The organism is Corynebacterium jamesii (assembly GCF_046097395.1).
GTDB lineage: Bacteria > Actinomycetota > Actinomycetes > Mycobacteriales > Mycobacteriaceae > Corynebacterium.
Genome location: NZ_CP175789.1, coordinates 1277345 through 1295913, shown reverse-complemented (window position 1 = coordinate 1295913; position 18569 = coordinate 1277345). Strand labels below are relative to the sequence as shown.

The window sequence follows — 18569 nt, the reverse complement described above, 5'->3', positions numbered from 1 at the left end:
CCATAGCTAGTGCAGGCGGGCGGCGCGGGGGACGGCGCGCGCGATGATTTTCGCCTTTTCGGCTCGCGGCACATGCACGCGGGCCGTTTTTAGTTGCTCGACGGGGGTGCGCGCGAGTCGCTCGTTGAGCGCGGCGAAAAGGTCGTGCGCGCCGAGCACTCCCACGCGGGCGGACAACGGCAGTAATGCCATGGTGGAGCGTGCCCGGGAAAGTTCTTCGCGGATCTCTGCGACCATCTCCGCCTTCGACTTTTCCGTGAGTGTCGGCAGGTAGCGGCGCTGCAGGCCGACGGTATCCTCCTGGTAGTCTCGCAGAAAATTCACCTTCTGGAAGGCACTGCCCAGCGCGTAGGCGCCCTTGTCCGTGCGAGAGCGCTGTTCGGCGGAAAGCGGGCGCCCGGCCTGCTCGGCATGCGTAGCGAACACCGCGTTGCACATCCACCCGATCACGCCCGCGGAACCGTGCACGTATGCGGGGAGGGGCAAGGGGTTGGAACTGGGGGCGTCCGAACGCATGGACGCGAAGAAGTCCACCGTCCAGGAACGTTCGAACCCCGCCCAGCGCGCGGTGAGGGCGAACGCGTGCGCGATCGGGTCGGTGCTGAAGCCGGTGGATAGCGCCGTGAGGGTGGTGCGTTCGTAGTCGTCGAGGGACTGGTGGACGCCACAGGCCGTTCGCCCCAACAGCTCAGCCGTGCCATCGACGATTTCGTCCGCGATGCGGGCAAGGGCGTAGATATTGCGAATGTGCAGCTTCACCGTGGGGGCGAGGAGCTCGCTGGCTAAGTAGAAACTGGTGGAGTAGTGGCGGATGATGCTAGCGGCCGCGGAGGTGGATGCCTGCGTGTACAGCGCGGCGGGGTCGTGGTGGAGGCTGGCGCTGGGGTGTGCGGTGGGGTTTGCGCGAAGATGGGGCTTGGGCAGGCGGGCCATGGTGATTAATGCTAGTCCACGGGCTCGAGAGGCTGGCGGGGTGGTGATTGGCGTGTGTTTGGTGGTCGACGGGGTGTGGTGAGGGTGGTGTGGGCGATTGGCGGGGTGGAGCCGTGGTGGATGGGTAGAGAGGGCCGTGGTGGGGGAATGTCCAAAATTCCACGTCTTAAAATATAACTATTCTATTTGCGCAGGTCAGAGAGGTAGGAAAATTGCATGATTTTCTGGTTTTGGCAATAACTCGTAGATTTTGGACATTTGCCTTTTAGGAGGGGGCGGCGGAAGGCCGCGCGGATCGTGGAATATGTGCGCTGTGGCGTTGTGCACCGTGCAGAGAGACGCTGCGAAGAGGAGCGCTGCGGAGTTGTGCATCGCGCGGAGAGCCGCAATGGCGTTAAATGGAATTAAATCCAGTCGTAAAGCGCTGAAAACTAAGGAGCGCTGCACGTTCGCGGTGCGAGCGCTAAAGCGAACGCGACGTGAGACCCGCGCGAGAGCTAGAGCTAGCGCGGTGCAAACGCTAACTTGAAAAGCGTCGCGCGGTGCGAGCGCGACGAGAACGAAAAACAAAGGAAAGAGAGACTGCCATCATGAGCACATACACCTACAACGTCACGGGAATGAGCTGCGGACACTGCGAAAATGCCGTGAAGGAGGAGGTTGCGAACCTCCCCGGGGTTACGAACATCGAGGTCAGTGCAGAAAAAGGCCTGCTGACGTTCGAGCACGACGACGCGGCCGGGGAGCTCAGCGACCAGCAAGTTATCGACGCAGTCGACGAAGCAGGCTACGAGGCCACCCGCCGCGCGTAACGAGCAGAGGACGTCGAAGACCCCGGGGTGCACCGCATAGAGGAAATGCGCGCCGGGCCTGGACACAAAGGAAATGCGCGCCGGGCCTAGACGCAAAGGAAGTGCGCGCCGGGCCTGGACGCAAAGGAAGTGCGCGCCGGGCCTGGACGCAAAGGAAGTGCGCGCCGGGCCTAGACACAGCAGAAATGCGCGCCGGGCCTAGAAAGGGCGCAAGCCCGCGATGCTGTAGAACTTGTGCCCCAGGAAAAGCAGCGCCGAATCGTCAGAGAACTTCGACACATCAAGCACTTCCGCCGCCACCAACGTGGACTCTCCGGCCTGCGCCGTATCGGAAATGCGCGCGCGGATTACCGCCCGGGAGTTCGGCAGTAGCGGCTCGCCGGTCTCCGCAGTAACCCACCCTTGAGAATCCGCGAAGCGGTCTGCGCCCGAGGTGGCGAAGGAGTGTGCGATGGGGGACTGGGCGTCGTTAAGAAAGTGCACCAACATGCTGCTCGACCGCAACAACTTTCCTGCCGAGCCCGTGCGCTTCATCAGCGAGAAACTAATCGAGAGCGGGTCGAGCGATAGCGACGCGACGGATGACGCGGTCAGGCCGACGGGCTCGCCGTCGACGGTTGCGGTGATTAGCGTTACCCCCGCCGGATGTCCACGGAAGACATCTCGAAACGCTGCTTCAAGATCGGTGTTACTCATTAGCATCACAAGACCTTTGGAAAATTTTGGGGTGACTGACGGGACTCGAACCCGCGACACCTAGGATCACAACCTAGTGCTCTACCAGCTGAACTACAGTCACCATAGCTGTTGAAAACAGCGGATTTCATGTTAGCCGACACCCCGCGCCTTAACCAAAAGGCCAGTTCGCGAGGGGTAAAACGGGGCTAGGTGGGCGGCGGGTGGTGCTAGGTTCAGCGCTAGATCGGGAAGCGCTCCGTGGCTGCCTTCGCTGCCGCGGTTACGTCCGCGGTGGATGGGTCGGCCTCCACGAGCATCGCACGGCGGTAGTAATCCAGCTCGCGGATGGATTCCTTGATGTCCGCCAGCGCCCGGTGCGCCATACCCTTCGCGGGCTGCCCGTTGTACACATGCGGGTACCAGCGGCGGGCGAGCTCCTTCAGGCTGGAGACGTCGATCATCCGGTAGTGCAGGTACTGGTCCAGGTGCGGCATGTAGCGCGCGATGAACTTGCGGTCCGCGCTGATGGTGTTGCCCGCCAGCGGCGCCACGCCTGCGGTCGGCACGTGCTTCTTCACGTACTCCAGGACCTGCTCCTCGGCCTCTTCCAGCGTGATGTCGGAGGCGCGGATCTGCTCCGTTAGCCCGGATTCGCCGTGCATTTTCGTCACCACGGCATCCATACGCTCCAGGTCGCGCTCGGTCGCGTGAATGACTAGATCCAGGCCGTCATCCAGCGGGTTGAGCTCCGCGTCCGACACAATCACCGCGATTTCGACGAGGACGTGCTGATCCGGGTCTAGCCCCGTCATTTCGCAGTCGACCCATACGAGGCGATCGTTCTTGGCAACTTGATTCGGAGTACTGTTCACGGATGATCCTTTCTGTTGTTGATAATTCTATGTCTTTTTTGGTGACGCCCCCTCGGAATCAGTCGCTTTCATTCGCCATTTGGGCGTAGAACTTGCCCACGATGGGCGCGGTTATCTTCCGCGGCAGGTAGGTGGAGACGAAGTTCATAGCCTTGGATAGCGGGCCGGGCACTACGCGCAGTTTGTTCTTGGCGAGTGCGGCCAGGGTGTCCAGGGCACAGTCCTCGTAGGTGGTCCAGAGGAAATCCGGGACGGCATCGTCAACCTCCGTGAGCTGTTCATCTTCCTTGCGTGCCTCGCGCACAGGGCCGGGTGCTAAGAGGGTGCACTTGATGCCGTGGTCTTTGAGCTCGTAGTGCAGCGACTCGGTGAAGGTGTTGACCATCGCCTTGGTACCCACATAGGTGGCGTTTCCGGGGATGGCCATGTTGCCGGCGGCGGAGCCGACGTTGACGATGCCGCCCTCGCCACGCTCCAGCATGCCGGGTAGTACGGCCTGGGTGAGTTCGTAGAGCGCGGTGGCGTTGAGCTCGAACTGCAGGCGCTCGTAGTTCCAGTCGAGGTCCTTGAACTGACCGAAGGTGGCGATGCCCGCGGAGTTGATGATGATGCTGACCGGGGTGGTGCGCAGCTCTTCCAGCAGTTCTGCGCGGGCGGGCGCATCCGCCAGGTCGACGGAACGGATCTGCACGTCGCGATCTGGGAATGCGTCCGCGATTTCTTGCATAGGCGCTACAGTGCGGGCGACCAGGAGGAGGTCGTAGCCGCGCCGGGCGAGCTCCTCTGCGATGGCCTTGCCGATTCCGGAGGAAGCGCCGGTGATGACGGCGTAGGAGCCCGGGGTGGGAGCGGGGAGGTCCAGTTCCTCGGACTTCTGGGACTTGCCCAGGGGGAGGGAACGGAGGGAGTCAATAGGGTTAAAGCGGCTATTCGCAGTCATGGCTACAACCATAGCGGGCGGCCCGGACAGGGGGCGGGGCACGCTAAAGCGCGGAGAAGTGGGGGTGAATGGAGAGCCAGGAAGAATTAGGCGAACACCATTATGAGGACAATTGGTGTGATGAGAGCGTTGCTGAACAAATTGAGGAAAAGCCCGCCCCAGAGGGTTCCTTGCCAGCGGGTGAAGAGCGCGGAGCCTAGACCCAACAAGGTGGCGTAGATGATGATGGGCGGGCTAATGTGCACGAGCCCGAACAGCAGTGAACTCAGGCCGATACTCAAGGCGACGGGCATGATCGTGTCAAAATAGCCCATCAGAATGCGACGAAAGACGAGCTCTTCGAGAAACGGGCCGACTAAGAGATACGCGATGAACGCGAAGATTACCGAAAGGTGCACCGAAATGGAGCTGGACTCTTCGGCGGCGGGGCATTGTTCACTGAAAATGCTGTCCAGCAGGTTGTTAGAGCAAATTGCGGCTGTAGCGGCGCCGATGGAAACGAGCGGAATTTGCCAAAAAAGATGTCCAGCCTTGTTTGATAGCGGAAGAAAGCCCGATTCGATGTTGTGCTTTCGAAAATATCGAAGCAAAAGCCACATCGGGGCACCGAAAGTGATCGGAAGCGTGAAGGCCATGACAATACATGTGGTCTTGTCGCTGGCAGATGATTCGGAGAGTCCAAACACCTGGGCAATTAAGAGTCCACAGACAGAAAGAAAAGCGAGGGCCGCGACAAAGGCGTCGCGGGCTTGTGGGGCGGTAAGTTCCCGGTAACGCATACTGGCAGAATTCACTTGGTTCACTTCCGTGCTTAGTTTTGCGTGGTCGGTTGAAGCGTTTGGAAAATGTGTTCCGCGGGGAAAGCGGGCCTCGGTTAGCCTTAATACATGATCCCCGATATTCGCAGAGTTGGACAACACGCTGCGTTGTATGCCCATGCGCGCTGTGAGCACATCATGGAACAGATCGAAGACCGCGTTGGCGATGACTGGGGGATTGCTGTAGGCGAAATTCAAGGCGAGCAGTACTACCAGTTTCAGGGGCGGGTTAAGCTCGCCAATGTTCGAGTGGAACTCGTTGCGACCGTTGACGTGGAGTCTGCGACCCTTAAGTGGGAATGGGCGGATGAAGCGGCTGTTTCCGGAGCTGCAGAACTTGGTCGGCGCCTTGCTGCGGAGGTGATGCGCGAGTGGGGTGAGGAACAAGACCTGTCAGGGTTTACGACCCCAGTGGTGCCTTACAAGGTTCCCGAGTGGGACGGCGATGAAGCTGAATCGGGTAGCGGGGAAGACACGGAAGATGAGGAAGGCGAAGAAGGCGACGAGCTGTATGCGCAGTCAATTGCAGCGGCAGCCGTTTCGGAGGATGTAGGGGATAGCGCGTTCGAAATCTTTGGTTCGCATGCTTGTTACGCAAGCATTCCGAACGAAGACGAATCCGAGATACGGATTTACTTGATGGATTCGTTCAACCCACCTATGGAGGAGACGGATCTGTCGGTGATGTTCGTCAAGTTCGACGCCATATTGTTGGAATGCGACGACCCGGTGTGGAGCATCGAAGGGATTGCTTATCAGCGCGAGGACTGGACAGTCGAGGAAATCGAGCCGGAGAAAAAGCAACGCGCGTGGAAGATTGCGGACAGCGAGGGACGCTACTTCGTGGTGGAGTTGAGCTTCAACGAAGACGGCACGATCGCAGAGCTTGGCAAGAAGGGGCTGTTTACAGAAGAAGGTGCCTGACGAAATCCGTCAGACACCCAAGCTAAGAAACGAAACCGGCGCTCCGGAAAAGAAAAACCGAGACGCCAGTTTGTCCATGATGTCGCGACTGAAGTGGCAACGATGCCGCGACTTATGACAGCGCTGCCTGAGCACATTTGAGGTGTCGATTATGCGCCCGCTTTCGTGTGCCGACTGGCCCATTGCAAAGTGCGTTTAAAGCTCGATGGTGCGATCCAGCGAAAGGCGCGAACAGAAGTGTTCATCGTGGCTGACGACGAGTAACGCTCCGCGGTAAGCGGAGAGGACGTCGACAAGCCAGTCCACGGTGGGGATATCCAAGTTGTTAGTCGGCTCGTCTAGTAGCAGGAACTGCGGTGCGGGAGAAGCAAGCAGCACGCGTGCGCACTCGGCACGGAACCGCTCGCCTCCGGAAAGCTGCTCCACTGGCGCGTGGACACTGTCATTCTGGAACAACAGTTGTGCTAGATTGTCGCGGATAAACTGCGGGTCAGCCTGCGGATTGCTTTCCGCGACCAGCTCCCACACACTCTTGTCCGCTGGCAATGTGATGCGTTGACGTAAATAGCCGCGGGGAAGCGCATAGTCGACGTCGCCGCTGGCAATCCGATTGAGAAACGTAGTTTTTCCCGCCCCATTGGCACCGGCGAGTCGGACGCGTTCGGGGCCGACGATTGTCAACAGCTCGCTGCTCAGAACCCGTGTGGCATTGGGAAGGCTGGTATCGGGAAGCTCGATGTGAACGTGAGTGTCCTCCCGCAACCTAAGTTGTGCTAAGTCATAACCTTCCCGAGCTTGTGACACCGAGGCTGCGGCATCACGGGCACGCTTGGCTGACGAGACCTGGGATCGGTTCTTATCATTTCCCATGGCCATTCCAGGCTTGCGTTTGGAGGTAGCGAACTCTTTACCTCGGCGGGCGTTACGGGCAAGCCGTGTCTGCATCTCGGCACGTTGGCGAACTTCCTTGTGATAGGAGGCTTTGGCCTCACTGACTTCGGCCCGCACGGTTTCCTGTTCGTGGTTGATGGTTTGACGGTAGTGCTCAAAGTTCCCGCTAAACATTCGTAATGATCCGCGATAGAGCTCAGCTATCTCGTCAGCGTGGTTGAGCAGCTCCCGATCATGCGAGATGACCACCATGGGCGCCGGGGAAGCGTCAATCATATGCAGTAGGCGCTCCTTGGCAGCGGCGTCGAGATTGTTCGTGGGTTCATCAAGAATGATCATCTCTGGTTGGGAGAAAAACAGCGCCGTCAGCGCTACAGCGACGGCCTCTCCTCCCGACAAGCTGCCGACGCTGCGAGAAAGGGAAAAGTTCAGTTCCGACGCGCTAAGAGCGGCCTGGATCCTCTCCTTGAGATCCCAGTTGTCAGCAACGATGGTCGCGAGTTCCTCGGAGTAGTTGCCCGCTTCGATCTCCGCTAGGGCATCTAAAATCTCGCGGGCCTTGAATACGTCTGCGATGGTGTCGGTCACTTTAAGCCCCAGATCTTGGTCTAGGTAGCCGATCTTAGGGGCCGTCACGGTGCCAGAAGTGGGTTGATAGATGCCGGCCAACACCTTAGCGAGAGTCGATTTTCCTGAGCCATTAGCACCGACAAGGCCGGTGAAAGGCGCGCTGAATGTGGCGCTTAAATCTGAAAAACAAGGAGTGCCGTCTGGCCAGGTAAAAGAGAGATGGGAAAAAGAAACATGCATGCCAAGTTCCGCCTTCGAGTCAACGATGATTAAGTGAGCGTCGAATTAGGAACGGATCTTCATAAGGCGGAACCGTACTTCAAACCAATCTGAGTGTCAATGCTCACTAACTTTAGAAGTGCGCATGATGGTCTGCTGGGGTACCCCCCCAACGAACAGTTGTCCGAAGTCGGGACAATGGCGCCCCCGGCAGGACTCGAACCCGCGACACATGGGGTAGAAACCCACTGCTCTAATCCACTGAGCTACGGAGGCATACGAGTAGATGATAATGCACGCGCATGCGCGCAGAAATTGCGGGGCAATCATCCGGTAAGTGAGGCGCAGTCGCGAGGGTAGGCGCCGGGGCAGCGTGGCGCCGCCGCGCAAGTAGGCGCCGGGGTAGTGCGCCATCACTGTGACGCAATCAACATCACAAAACCGGGAAGTTCACCCTGTCCGGACCGGAGGGTAAGGTTCGAAACATGTCCTCCCAGGCAGATCAGGAAGCTAAGCAAGAAGCGCAAACCCCGGCCCAGCCCGCGAAGCTGGGCAACCCCGGCCTCGTGTACCTCATCGGCGCTCTCGTCGCCGGGTGTTTCGGCGCGGTCATCGGCTACTCCTTCCTCGGCGAATCGCTCGCCCTGCTGGGCATTCCGGACCCCGGCCCGCTGACCACCGTCGGTCTGCCCTTCGTCCGCGGCGCGGCGATTTTCATCGGCTGCCTAGGCCTCGGCGGGTTCCTTATGGCCGCCTTCGGCACGCCCCCGGATAAGCAGGGCTACCTCACGCTCGACGGCTTCCGCGCCGCCCGCACGGGCACCTGGGGAATGATCGGCTTCGCACTCCTGTCGATCCTGCTGATTCCCATGTACATGTCGGACATCTCCGGCAGCCCCCTCACAGAAGTTCTTAAGCCCGAGTACTGGGGGATTGCGCTGGATCAGGTGTCGGCGTCGAAGGCTTGGCTCTGGGTTGCCATCTTCGCTGGCGCGGCCGGTGGGCTGTCGCTGCTCACGCGCAAGTGGATCTGGCAACCGATCTTTCTGGCACTGTCGGTCCTTTCGCTGGTTCCGCTGGCCCTGGAGGGGCACTCCGCGGCGGGCGGTAACCACGACTACGGCGTGAACTCGCTGCTCTGGCACATCATCTGCGTCTCGCTGTGGGTGGGTGGCCTGCTGGCCCTGTTGGCACACGCGAAGCGCCGCGGCCCGCACCTCGCTCTCATCGTCCAGCGCTACAGCACCTTGGCGCTGTTCTGCATCATTGCCGTTGCGATCTCCGGGTTTATCAACGCACTGCTGCGCGTCCACCTGGACGAGCTCTTCACCACCCAGTACGGCCTGGTCATCGTCGCAAAAATGGTCATGACGTTGCTCCTGGCCTGGTTCGGTTGGGAGCAGCGCTCCCGCATCATCCCGAAACTGCGCGACGGCGAGGGCGAAAGCGGCAAGACCACCAACGCCCAGCGCAAGCCGTTCATCCGCTTCGCCGCGCTGGAAATTTTCATCATGGCCGCCACCATCGGCATTGCCGTCTCTCTTGGCCGCATCCCGCCACCCATCGAGCAGGTCATTGACCTCACCCAGCAGGACGTACTGCTGGGCTACACCCTCACCGAGCCGCCGAGTATCGCGCGCTACTTCACCATGTTCCGCCTGGACCTTGTATTCGGCGTGGGTGCAATCATCCTCCAGGCTGGTTACATGTGGGCCTGGCTGAGTATCAAAAAGCGTGGTATCGAATGGCCCATCCAGCGCCTCATCTGGTGGTCCGTCGGCAACATCACCCTCCTGTTCGCCACCAGCTCCGGTCTGGGCATGTACTCCATGGCAATGTTTGGCCCGCACATGCTGCAGCACGTGATCCTTTCTATGGCCGTGCCCGTGTTCTGGGTGCTCGGTGGCCCCATGACCCTGCTGCTGCGCGCTCTGCCCGCCGCCGGCCGCAACGGCGTGGCTGGCCCGCGCGAGTGGTTGGTCGTCTTTATCAACAACCCCGTCTCGCGGTTCCTGACCAACCCTATCGTCGCTGGTACACAGTTCGTTGTCGGTTTCTATTACCTCTATCTGTCGCCGCTTTTTGACGCCATTGCGGGTGAGCACGCCGGCCACCTGTTTATGATGCTGCATTTCATCATCTCTGGGTACATCTTCTATTGGGTGATCATCGGCGTGGATGCCGCGCCGCGGAACCTCTCGCCGTTTATCAAGATGCTGACGCTGTTCGCAATGGTTACCTTCCACGCCTGGTTCGGCATCGCGATGATGCAGATCTCTGAACCCCTGAACGCGGACTTTTACAGTCAGTTGGACTTCCCGTTCCCGGTGGATCTGGACGAGCAACAATTCCTCGGTGGTGGCATCACGTGGGGGCTGGGAGAAATCCCGTTGCTGATTGTTTCCGTCGCCCACGGCTTCCAATGGCTACGCTCCGATCGTCGCGAGGCGAAGCGTTTTGACCGCAAGGAAGAGCGCACTGGGGATGAAGAGCTGGAGGCCTACAACGCGATGCTGGCAGGCCTGTCCACGGGCCACATCGATACCGGCAACCGTGCATACTACGGCGATGATTACCACGACCAGGACGTTCAGAGCACCCTGCACTCTGCCAAGTACAAGGCGCAGCATAAAAGCCAGCACAAGAGCCAACACGGGGCGCAGCATGAAAGCCAACACGGGGCGCAACATTCGACACACCGCGAGCAAGACCGCAGCCAGTCGGACTAATGCATGCTCAGCCGCGGGCTGTCAACCCCCTTCCTTGCAGCCTGTGGAAAAGCGCGTTTGGTGGAATGAGTTTTCCACAGGGTGGCGTCACAAAGAAAAAGAAGAACCCCGAAACGCGCTAACAATAAAGCCACGCGCCGGGGAACACGCTTCGGTGCGACAACTAGGAAGGGGACAAGTCGGATGAGCAACAATCTGGCGCAGGCATATCTGGTGGGGAACGCGGTCGATCACCCACAGATTCGGATCAAGGGGATGAGCGGTGGTCCGACATTGACCACGTTCCGCGTGGCGATGAACCACCGCTATCAGGGCGCGGACGGGCAATGGCAAGACGGCGACCCGTGCTACATGGAAGTGCAGTGCTGGGGCACGCTAGGGGACAACGTGAACGCGACGGTGTGCAAGGGCATGTCCGTGATTGTCGTCGGACGCATTGTGCAGAGCACTTGGGAAGTCAACGGGGAAGACGGAAAGCCCGTGACCCGCAGCGTACTGCGCGTGCGTGCAACGCATGTGGGGCCGGACCTGGGGGCTAGAAACGTGTCGGTAAACGTGCGCAAGGCTGTGGAGCAGAACGTAGCGCAGGACACGGCGCAGAACACAGCGCAGAACGTAGCGCAGGATGTACAGCGCAGCCTCGCTCAGAGCGAGGCGGAAATGGCGGCGGTGCAGAACCTGAAGAACGCGCAGACCCCCGGGGACGCGCGGGAGCTCGTGGGAGTATCCGCGGAGGGTCAGGAAGGAGAAGCGGAACCTTCGTGCTAGGTGGTAATTGGTGTAGCTGACCTGGGCTGCTCGGGGGAGTAGCCCAGGTCGGCCTCTGTACGGCGGCACCACGTACACTGGGTGGGCGAATACATTGGGACACTAACCACGAAAGGTCAAAAGAGTTTACCGTGGGCGAGTTCATTTACACCATGAAGAACGTGCGCAAGGCGCACGGCGACAAAGTCATTCTGGATAACGTCACGATGGCGTTTTACCCCGGCGCCAAGATCGGCGTGGTGGGGCCAAATGGTGCAGGTAAGTCTTCCATCCTGAAGATCATGGCGGGCATCGATCAGCCCTCCAACGGCGAGGCATTCCTGGATCCCGGCGCGACCGTTGGCATCCTGCTGCAGGAGCCGCCTCTGAACGAGGAAAAGACCGTTCGCCAGAACGTCGAAGAGGGCATGGGCGAGATCTTCCAGATCCGCCAGCGTTACGAAGAAATCGCCGAAGAAATGGCCACCAACTACACCGACGAGTTGATGGAAGAGATGACGAATCTGCAGGAGCAGATCGATGCGGCGGATGCCTGGGAGCTGGATTCCAAGATCGAGCAGGCTATGGACGCACTGCGCTGCCCACCGGCGGACGCTCCCGTGACCAACCTCTCCGGTGGTGAGCGCCGCCGCGTGGCTCTGGCCAAGCTGCTGCTGTCCGAGCCGGACCTGCTACTGCTGGACGAGCCCACTAACCACCTGGATGCCGAGTCCGTGCTGTGGCTGGAGCAGCACCTGAAGGACTACAAGGGTGCCGTCCTGGCCGTGACCCACGACCGCTACTTCCTGGACCACGTTGCTGGCTGGATCTGTGAGGTCGACCGCGGCAAGCTGTACCCCTACGAGGGCAACTACTCCACCTACCTGGAGACCAAGGCCAAGCGCCTGGAGGTTGCAGGTAAGAAGGATGCGAAGTTGCAGAAGCGCCTGAAGGAAGAGCTGCAGTGGGTGCGCTCGGGTGCTAAGGCTCGTCAGGCGAAGAACAAGGCTCGCCTGCAGCGCTACGAGGAGATGGCTGCGGAGGCCGAGCAGTACAAGAAGTTGGACTTCGAGGAGATTCAGATTCCAACCCCGCCGCGCCTGGGTAACCAGGTTGTCGAGGTCACGAACCTGAACAAGGGATTCGACGGCCGCACCTTGATTAAGGACCTGTCGTTCACTCTGCCGCGCAACGGCATCGTGGGTGTTATTGGTCCGAACGGTGTGGGTAAGACCACCCTGTTCAAGACGATCGTCGGCCTGGAGCAGCCGGACTCCGGCGAGGTCAAGGTCGGCTCCACCGTGCAGCTGAGCTACGTGGATCAGAACCGCGAGAACATCGACCCGGAGGAGACCGTTTGGGAGGTTGTTTCCGACGGTCTGGATTACATCCACGTCGGCCAGAACGAAATGCCTTCCCGCGCGTACCTGTCCGCGTTCGGCTTCAAGGGTCCGGACCAGCAGAAGCCTTCCAAGGTACTTTCCGGCGGTGAGCGTAACCGCCTGAACCTGGCCCTGACGCTGAAGCAGGGCGGCAACCTGATCCTGCTGGATGAGCCTACTAACGACCTGGACGTGGAAACCCTGTCTTCCCTGGAGAATGCTCTGCAGCAGTTCCCGGGTTGCGCGGTGGTCATTTCGCACGACCGCTGGTTCCTGGACCGCACCTGCACCCACATCCTGGCTTGGGAGGGCAATGTTGCTGAAGGCCAGTGGTACTGGTTCGAGGGCAACTTCGAGGACTACGAGAAGAACAAGGTCGATCGCCTCGGCCCGGAGGCTGCACGTCCGCACCGCGTGACGCACCGTAAGCTGACCCGCTAGTCGGACAGCACGCTAAAGCAGCTCGGCGGCGCAGGCTAACCAATAGGCCTGCGCCGCGTTTCTCGTTTAAAGTTTCTCGTTTAAAACCGTGTAACTGCGTGAACCCGTGTGAAGGGTGTGGCAGTATTGGTTCACGAAACAAAAGTTATACGTGAGGTTTTAAGCGAGGTTTACAACGCAATGCCCTTCATCGAGCACGAACCCACCGGAACTCGCTGGCACACCTGCCACCGCGAGCTCCGGTGGTCTGACTTCGACCAGTACCAACACGTCAACAACGCGAAGTACCTGGAATTTGGCCAGGATGCGCGGATGGTCTTCCTCAAAGACGTGCTGATGGAAATGGACATCGCGGTTCCTCCAATGTTCGCGCGCCACACCACGATCGACTACCCGCACCCTTTGTCCCCAGGGGAGTCGGAAGTGGCCGTGGCTTCTTACTTCATTGGTGTGGGGCGCAAGTCCTGCACGATGCGCCAGGTGGTGCAGGATTCTGTCGGACGGGTGACCTGCACCATCGATGCCGTCATGGTGGGCATCGACGTGATGACGGGCAAGTCCCGCGAGTGGAGCGATCAGGACATCAGCAACATCAACCAATTCCTCATCCCGAAGGACCACGAGGTGGTCACCGACCGCGCCACCACCGCCGCGCGCTTCTAGTCCGTACCGGAAAACTCGCGCGCATTCAGCCCGGTGCTGACTCGCTGACCCGCACGCGCCCAGCCCGCTCGAACATCAGTCTTGGGGAGGGCTAAGGTGGGGGAACTATGGGCGTCACAATAGATCTACAGGGAACAGTTGATTCGCGATCCGCTACCGCAGCGGTGAGCGCCATGCGGCGTGCGGGGGCGGTGATGAAGCGCGCGCTGGTGATGGATCCGGGTGCGCTGGTGCGCTTGAATCCTGTGGGGGAGCGGTCGACGGATCTTTTTATATCGACGCCACTAGGCTGCGTAGCTTCCGTGCGCATACCCGGGCAAGTAGGCGGCGCGGGTAGCACTGGCGGGGCTGCCAGCGCTGGTACGGTGGCATACGCCAGCGACGCACTGGGTGCGATCGTTGCATTCGAACCTGGCCAGCAGGCCCTCGACCTCGGCGCAGACATGGATCTGATGTGGGTCGGCTCACTGCCACCGCAGCAGGGGTTCGAGCTAATAGACACTGTGCCGGGCGACGTGGTGCGCCGCCTGCACGCGGACATGGCCACGGAGAACGAGGCGAACTCCGGGCCGATGGGGATCGCACGTAGCCTGCTGGAACAGCAGGTGTTGACGGTACAGCGCACGGACGGCGCCGATGGCAGTGCGGAGGGCAATGACGCCACCGCCTCCGTTGCCCTGGAGGGGCGAACCATCGCGGCACTTGGTGGCCTGCGGTTGGTTCCAGAGCCGGGGGAGAAGCTGCGGGATTACGACTATGTGCGCGTGAGCGCCAGTGGGAGTTGGATCCGCATTGACGCACTGGTGGGAAGCGTATTTGCGCCACGACCCGGTGGGCTGGCTCGGGTGCCCGGGCCACGCTAGAGGTTTGGGGAGCCTCTGCGTGTGCGCGCTGCGAGTGGATTAAGCGCCGGTGTAAATGTCGTAGCCCAATTTGACGCTCATAACTACGACGATAACTAGCAGCGCAATGCGGACGAAGCCCGTTCCCTTGGATAGCACAAGACGTGCTCCGACTTGTGCTCCGGCTACGTTAAAGGCCGCCAAGGCTAGGCCGAAGAGCCAGATCACGTGGCCGCCGATGGCGAATACGGTAAGGGCGCCCAAGTTGGTGGCGATGTTGATGATCTTTGCTAGGACGGCAGACTCCACGAAGGACTTGCTGAGAAGTGCCGTGAACGCGATGATCAGGAACGTGCCTGTGCCCGGTCCGAAGAAACCGTCGTAGGTGGCGATAATTCCGACTGCGAAGAGTCCGACGAGCCAGCGGTGGCGGTTCTGTGCCGATGCATGTTGAGGTTTACCGAAGCCGGGGTTGAAGGCAACATAGGTTCCGACTGCCAGCAGAAGGAAGATCACCAGAGGCCTTAGAGCCTCGGAGCTCAGCATCGATACCAAGAGCGCACCCGACGCCGCACAGGCGAAAGCGAGCGGTACCCCAAACGCCACCAGTTTGCGGTCGATTTTCTGGCGAATATCGGATGCCCGCAGCATGCGGGCGGCGGCAGATGAAGTTCCGAAAACGGCCGCAAGTTTGTTCGTTGCCATTGCTACGGCTTCGGGTGTCGCTGGTGCGACGATCAGAATCAGGGGAATGAGGATCAGTCCGCCTCCGCCGACGATGGCATCGATCGTCCCTGCAACGAAGGACCCCACCGCGAGGATCGAAAATGTTTCGGCGGAAAGCTCGGCTAGCATCCTTAGATTTCGTCAGGGGTATTCACCAGCATGTGCGCGACTCTTTTCATGTGATCCCACATTGCCGCCCGGTGCTCATCTGGCAGTTGTTCGCGGTCGATGGTGGCCAAGGCGTTGCCCATGAGCTCCAGCCAGCGGTCGCGGGCGGCCGTGTCGATGCGATACGGAGCGTGGCGCATTCGCAAGCGTGGGTGCCCGCGGCGGGCATTGAACTCCGCGGGGCCGCCCCAGTACTGCACCAGGAACCAGCGCAGCCGATCTTCAGCGCCCTCGAAGTCGTGTTCAGGGTACATCGGCGCGAGGATATCGTCGGTGTGAACCTGGCGATAGAACTCGTGCACGATGGCGCGGAACGTCTCCTCGCCGACAGTGTCGTAGAAGCTAGAAGTCATGCCTCAACCTTATCTGTTCTGAGATAGTGGGCGGGGCAGGTTGGGCGCAGCCACGCCCGTGTACCGGGGCACAGCCCCGGCGGTTATTTTCCAGCTGCGTCGAAGGTGCGGGCGGCCTTGGCGCGGGCCACCCGGTCGCGTCCCTCGGAAAGCACGCGGCGGAGACCACTCGGGGTGCCCTCGGCCTGCACGAGTTCGGCAATGGCGGCATCCGTGGATTCGCTGTGATCCCAGGTGGGGTAGATGCCCTCCAGGGTGCGCAGCGCCATCTCGGAATTTAGGGACTTCCACCACTCCACGGCGTGGGTGGCGTAGTCGTCGCTGAACTGCTGCAACAGGTCTGCGTGGCCGACGTGCACCAGGCCGGCGTTGCGGTGGCGCAGGCTCAGGTTGCTCTGCTGTGGAGCCTCCACGGTCAGAGCACGCCAGACCTGCTGTTTGGTCTGCTCGTCCGGTACGGAGGAGCGTGCTTGCAGCGCCAGCGCCGCGCCACTGGAGGACTTGTCTTGGGCTTCCTCGGCGGCGATGCGTGCCTCCACCTGCTCGGCGGTCTCACCGGTGGCGCGCGCCGCGGCGGTCAGCGCAATGATGATCGCCCACCGCAGGTCCTGATCCACGTCCAGGCCCGGGATTGGCGCGGCAGATGCACTTGCCGTGCGGGCTGCTCCGGACGCACTCGACTCGCCCTCGCCATCCAGCAGAGCGCGCAGCACCTCCGCCGATTCTGCGGAGTGCACGCAGGCCACGAACGCGCGGACAAACGCCAGTTGTGCCGGGCCTGCGGTCTTGCGCGCTGCCGCCAGGAAGGCTCCGCGCAGCTGCGCCCAGCCCTCGTCCGCCCAATCCGGGTCGGCGTAGTTTGCAGCTGCCGTGCGGGCCTGAGCCAGAATCTGCTCCAGCACGGCCAGCTCGGTTTCCTCAGCAGCGCCACCGGCAACCAGCCCGATGAAGTCGCGTGCCCGCATCTGCGCATTGCGCGTCATCTGCCACGCCGCGGACCACACCAGGGCACGCGCCATTGGGTCTGTAATGCGCACGATGTTCGGCTTGCTGGCTCCATCACCGTCACTATCACCGCCGCCGATCGCGGTTGCCAGGGAGCCCTCGTCCAACGCCATGTTTCCGTAGGCCAGATCATCGTCGTTGACCAGCACCAGATCGCCAGCGGGCAGGCCTACCAGCTCCGGCACCTCGGTGCGCTCACCGGAGATATCTAGCTCCACGCGCTGGGTGCGCTGCAGTGCGCCGGCCTTACCGTCCCCGCCGTCAAAGCTGTACACGCCCACGGCAATGCGGTGAGTGCGAGTCTCACCCGCGCCGGGCTGTGCGCCGGATTGTTCCACGGCAAATGAGGTGTAAGCGCCGTCAACCACCTCGAAAACTGGAGTGAGCGTATTGATGCCCGTCGTGCGCAGCCACTGATTCGACCAGTCCGACAGGTCGCGGCCGGAGGCTTTCTCCAGCGCCCCCAGCAGGTCCGCGAACGTCGCATTACCCCAGGCGTGAGCGGCAAAGTGCGCGCGGATGCCCGCGAAGAATTCCTCTAGCCCCACGTAGGCCGCCAGCTGCTTCAACACACTTGCGCCCTTGGCGTAGGTAATGCCGTCGAAGTTGGCCTCCACGGTTTCGATATCGCCCGCATCGGAGAACACTGGGTGGGTGGAGGAGAGCTGATCCTGCGCATACGCCCACGCCTTTTCCTTGCTGTTGAACGTCACCCACGCCGTGTCGTACTTCGTTGTCCCCGCCTGGCTCATGGCTGCGGACCAGGTGGCGAAGGACTCGTTGAGCCACAGGTCGTCCCACCACTTCATCGTCACCAGATCGCCAAACCACATGTGCGCCAGCTCGTGCAGGATCGTATCCGCACGGCGCTCGAACTGGTAGTGGCTGGCTGCGGAGCGGAAGATGTACTCGTCGCGGATCGTCACCGCCCCCGCGTTCTCCATGGCACCCATGTTGTACTCCGGGCAGAAGATCTGGTCGTACTTGTAGAACGGGTAGCCGATGCCGAACTTATCCGCGTAGTAGTCGAAGCCCTGCTTGGTCACCTCAAACAGCTCGTCGGCATCCAGGTATTCCGCCAGCGACTTCCGGCAGTACAGCGCCAGCGGCACGCGCAACTCCCCACTGGTCTGCAGGTTCTTATCCTTCGCCGCCGCCGTCTCCGGGTGCTCGGTGATCGTGCCGCGCCACTCGTCGCGCACCACGTGCCACGGGCCTACGCAAAACGCAATGAGGTAGGTAGACAACAGGTAATCGACGGTGGCGCTGTGCTTATTCTTATCGACGCCCTCAGCTTCCGCCACCGCAACCTCATTGTTCGTCACCACAGTCCACTCGGCGGGCGTGGTCAGTTCTACGTCATAGGTCGCCTTAATGTCCGGCTGATCGAAGCAGGCGAAGACCCGCTTGGCATCGGCTGTTTCGAACTGGGTGTACATGTAGGCCTGGTCATCGCTGGGGTCGAAGAAGCGGTGCAGGCCCTGGCCAGTGGTGGAATACGGAATCTCCGCCTCCACCAGCACCTCGTGCTGGCCACTAGGCAGGTCGTTCAGCGGAATGCCCGTAGTGGCGTCATAAGTAAAGTCCCCGAGCTCTGCGCCATCGAGCTCCACCCGCAACAGCGAGTCTGCGCGCAGGTCCAGGAAGGTAGACCCGGCGCCGGAGGTAAACGTGATGCGGGTCAGCGAGCGAAAGTGCTTGTTCTCGGGCTGCTCGCCGCCAGAAAGGTCCAACTGGATGGTGTAGTGGACATCGCTGATGAGGCTGGCGCGGTGCTCAGCCTCGGTACGGGTTAGGTTGATGGAAGTCATGCAGACCACCCTAGTAGGTCGCCCAGACACCTCCCGGCGCGTGAT

The 18569-nt window shown here is 60.9% G+C and carries 16 protein-coding genes and 2 tRNA genes; 7 read left to right on the top strand and 11 right to left on the bottom strand.

What is annotated here, in order from left to right; translation table 11 throughout:
* Positions 1-6: 6 nt before the first annotated feature.
* Entirely contained in the window at positions 7-933 is a 927-nt protein-coding gene (locus ACKFRT_RS05905; RefSeq protein WP_408924679.1) for a squalene/phytoene synthase family protein, read from the bottom strand.
* A 590-nt stretch (positions 934-1523) separates the two neighbouring features.
* Here ACKFRT_RS05905 and ACKFRT_RS05900 point away from each other — a divergent pair.
* The gene (locus ACKFRT_RS05900; protein ID WP_408924678.1) at positions 1524-1745 is read left to right on the top strand and encodes a heavy-metal-associated domain-containing protein; all 222 of its coding nucleotides are present in this window, start codon (positions 1524-1526) and stop codon (positions 1743-1745) included.
* Positions 1746-1943: 198 nt separating this feature from the next.
* On the opposite strand, the gene ACKFRT_RS05895 is transcribed toward ACKFRT_RS05900, so the two are convergent.
* The 5 genes from ACKFRT_RS05895 to ACKFRT_RS05875 form a co-directional block, all read right to left on the bottom strand.
* The gene (locus tag ACKFRT_RS05895) at positions 1944-2441 is read right to left on the bottom strand and encodes a flavin reductase family protein (RefSeq protein WP_408924677.1); all 498 of its coding nucleotides are present in this window, start codon (positions 2439-2441) and stop codon (positions 1944-1946) included.
* Between the two features lie 27 nt (positions 2442-2468).
* Positions 2469-2544 (bottom strand) — tRNA-His (locus ACKFRT_RS05890).
* A gap of 118 nt (positions 2545-2662) precedes the next feature.
* On the bottom strand, positions 2663-3295 hold the full coding sequence (orn, locus tag ACKFRT_RS05885; protein ID WP_408924676.1) for an oligoribonuclease: 633 nt from the start codon (positions 3293-3295) through the stop codon (positions 2663-2665).
* A gap of 58 nt (positions 3296-3353) precedes the next feature.
* On the bottom strand, positions 3354-4157 hold the full coding sequence (gene cmrA, locus ACKFRT_RS05880; protein WP_408926069.1) for a mycolate reductase: 804 nt from the start codon (positions 4155-4157) through the stop codon (positions 3354-3356).
* A gap of 164 nt (positions 4158-4321) precedes the next feature.
* The gene (locus ACKFRT_RS05875; RefSeq protein ID WP_408924675.1) at positions 4322-5038 is read right to left on the bottom strand and encodes a lysostaphin resistance A-like protein; all 717 of its coding nucleotides are present in this window, start codon (positions 5036-5038) and stop codon (positions 4322-4324) included.
* 84 nt (positions 5039-5122) lie between these two features.
* On the opposite strand from ACKFRT_RS05875, the gene ACKFRT_RS05870 reads away from it, so the two are divergent.
* Complete coding sequence (locus ACKFRT_RS05870; protein ID WP_408924674.1) at positions 5123-5977, top strand: DUF6882 domain-containing protein; 855 nt, start codon at positions 5123-5125, stop codon at positions 5975-5977.
* A 195-nt stretch (positions 5978-6172) separates the two neighbouring features.
* On the opposite strand, the gene ACKFRT_RS05865 is transcribed toward ACKFRT_RS05870, so the two are convergent.
* Together ACKFRT_RS05865 and ACKFRT_RS05860 are read right to left on the bottom strand one after the other, a co-directional pair.
* Positions 6173-7678 carry an ABC-F family ATP-binding cassette domain-containing protein gene (locus ACKFRT_RS05865; protein WP_408924673.1) on the bottom strand — a complete coding sequence of 502 codons (1506 nt, stop codon included), beginning with the start codon at positions 7676-7678 and terminating at the stop codon, positions 6173-6175.
* 178 nt (positions 7679-7856) lie between these two features.
* Positions 7857-7933 (bottom strand) — tRNA-Arg (locus ACKFRT_RS05860).
* A gap of 209 nt (positions 7934-8142) precedes the next feature.
* Between ACKFRT_RS05860 and ACKFRT_RS05855 the strand changes: the two genes are divergently transcribed.
* The 5 genes from ACKFRT_RS05855 to ACKFRT_RS05835 all read left to right on the top strand — a co-directional run bounded on the left by ACKFRT_RS05855 (position 8143) and on the right by ACKFRT_RS05835 (position 14482).
* Positions 8143-10386, top strand: coding sequence for a cytochrome c oxidase assembly protein (locus tag ACKFRT_RS05855; RefSeq protein ID WP_408924672.1), 2244 nt, complete (start codon positions 8143-8145; stop codon positions 10384-10386).
* A gap of 183 nt (positions 10387-10569) precedes the next feature.
* Positions 10570-11154, top strand: a complete 585-nt coding sequence (locus ACKFRT_RS05850) for a single-stranded DNA-binding protein (protein ID WP_408924671.1) — start codon at positions 10570-10572, stop codon at positions 11152-11154.
* Between the two features lie 131 nt (positions 11155-11285).
* On the top strand, positions 11286-12956 hold the full coding sequence (gene ettA / locus ACKFRT_RS05845) for an energy-dependent translational throttle protein EttA (RefSeq protein WP_408924670.1): 1671 nt from the start codon (positions 11286-11288) through the stop codon (positions 12954-12956).
* Between the two features lie 180 nt (positions 12957-13136).
* Positions 13137-13619, top strand: a complete 483-nt coding sequence (locus ACKFRT_RS05840) for an acyl-CoA thioesterase (protein ID WP_408924669.1) — start codon at positions 13137-13139, stop codon at positions 13617-13619.
* Positions 13620-13726: 107 nt separating this feature from the next.
* Positions 13727-14482: a hypothetical protein gene (locus ACKFRT_RS05835; RefSeq protein WP_296216188.1), complete on the top strand. Its 756-nt coding sequence runs from the start codon at positions 13727-13729 to the stop codon at positions 14480-14482.
* A gap of 39 nt (positions 14483-14521) precedes the next feature.
* Here the strand turns inward: ACKFRT_RS05835 and ACKFRT_RS05830 are convergent, their stop codons facing one another.
* The 3 genes from ACKFRT_RS05830 to pepN all read right to left on the bottom strand — a co-directional run bounded on the left by ACKFRT_RS05830 (position 14522) and on the right by pepN (position 18524).
* A complete protein-coding gene (locus tag ACKFRT_RS05830; protein WP_408924668.1) occupies positions 14522-15316 on the bottom strand; it encodes a TSUP family transporter in 795 nt (264 codons plus the stop codon).
* Between the two features lie 2 nt (positions 15317-15318).
* Positions 15319-15708: a globin gene (locus tag ACKFRT_RS05825; protein ID WP_408924667.1), complete on the bottom strand. Its 390-nt coding sequence runs from the start codon at positions 15706-15708 to the stop codon at positions 15319-15321.
* A gap of 83 nt (positions 15709-15791) precedes the next feature.
* Complete coding sequence (gene pepN, locus ACKFRT_RS05820; RefSeq protein WP_408924666.1) at positions 15792-18524, bottom strand: aminopeptidase N; 2733 nt, start codon at positions 18522-18524, stop codon at positions 15792-15794.
* Between the last annotated feature and the right edge of the window lie 45 nt (positions 18525-18569).

Bases quoted from the DNA above. Each gene is read 5' to 3' on its own strand.
- ACKFRT_RS05850 (WP_408924671.1), top strand. From the start codon at position 10,570: ATGAGCAACAATCTGGCGCAGGCATATCTGGTGGGGAACGCGGTCGAT.
- ACKFRT_RS05830 (WP_408924668.1), bottom strand. From the start codon at position 15,316: ATGCTAGCCGAGCTTTCCGCCGAAACATTTTCGATCCTCGCGGTGGGG.
- ACKFRT_RS05905 (WP_408924679.1), bottom strand. From the start codon at position 933: ATGGCCCGCCTGCCCAAGCCCCATCTTCGCGCAAACCCCACCGCACAC.
- ACKFRT_RS05900 (WP_408924678.1), top strand. From the start codon at position 1,524: ATGAGCACATACACCTACAACGTCACGGGAATGAGCTGCGGACACTGC.
- ACKFRT_RS05865 (WP_408924673.1), bottom strand. From the start codon at position 7,678: ATGCATGTTTCTTTTTCCCATCTCTCTTTTACCTGGCCAGACGGCACT.
- ACKFRT_RS05825 (WP_408924667.1), bottom strand. From the start codon at position 15,708: ATGACTTCTAGCTTCTACGACACTGTCGGCGAGGAGACGTTCCGCGCC.
- pepN (WP_408924666.1), bottom strand. From the start codon at position 18,524: ATGACTTCCATCAACCTAACCCGTACCGAGGCTGAGCACCGCGCCAGC.
- ACKFRT_RS05895 (WP_408924677.1), bottom strand. From the start codon at position 2,441: ATGAGTAACACCGATCTTGAAGCAGCGTTTCGAGATGTCTTCCGTGGA.
- ACKFRT_RS05870 (WP_408924674.1), top strand. From the start codon at position 5,123: ATGATCCCCGATATTCGCAGAGTTGGACAACACGCTGCGTTGTATGCC.
- ACKFRT_RS05840 (WP_408924669.1), top strand. From the start codon at position 13,137: ATGCCCTTCATCGAGCACGAACCCACCGGAACTCGCTGGCACACCTGC.
- ACKFRT_RS05855 (WP_408924672.1), top strand. From the start codon at position 8,143: ATGTCCTCCCAGGCAGATCAGGAAGCTAAGCAAGAAGCGCAAACCCCG.
- ACKFRT_RS05835 (WP_296216188.1), top strand. From the start codon at position 13,727: ATGGGCGTCACAATAGATCTACAGGGAACAGTTGATTCGCGATCCGCT.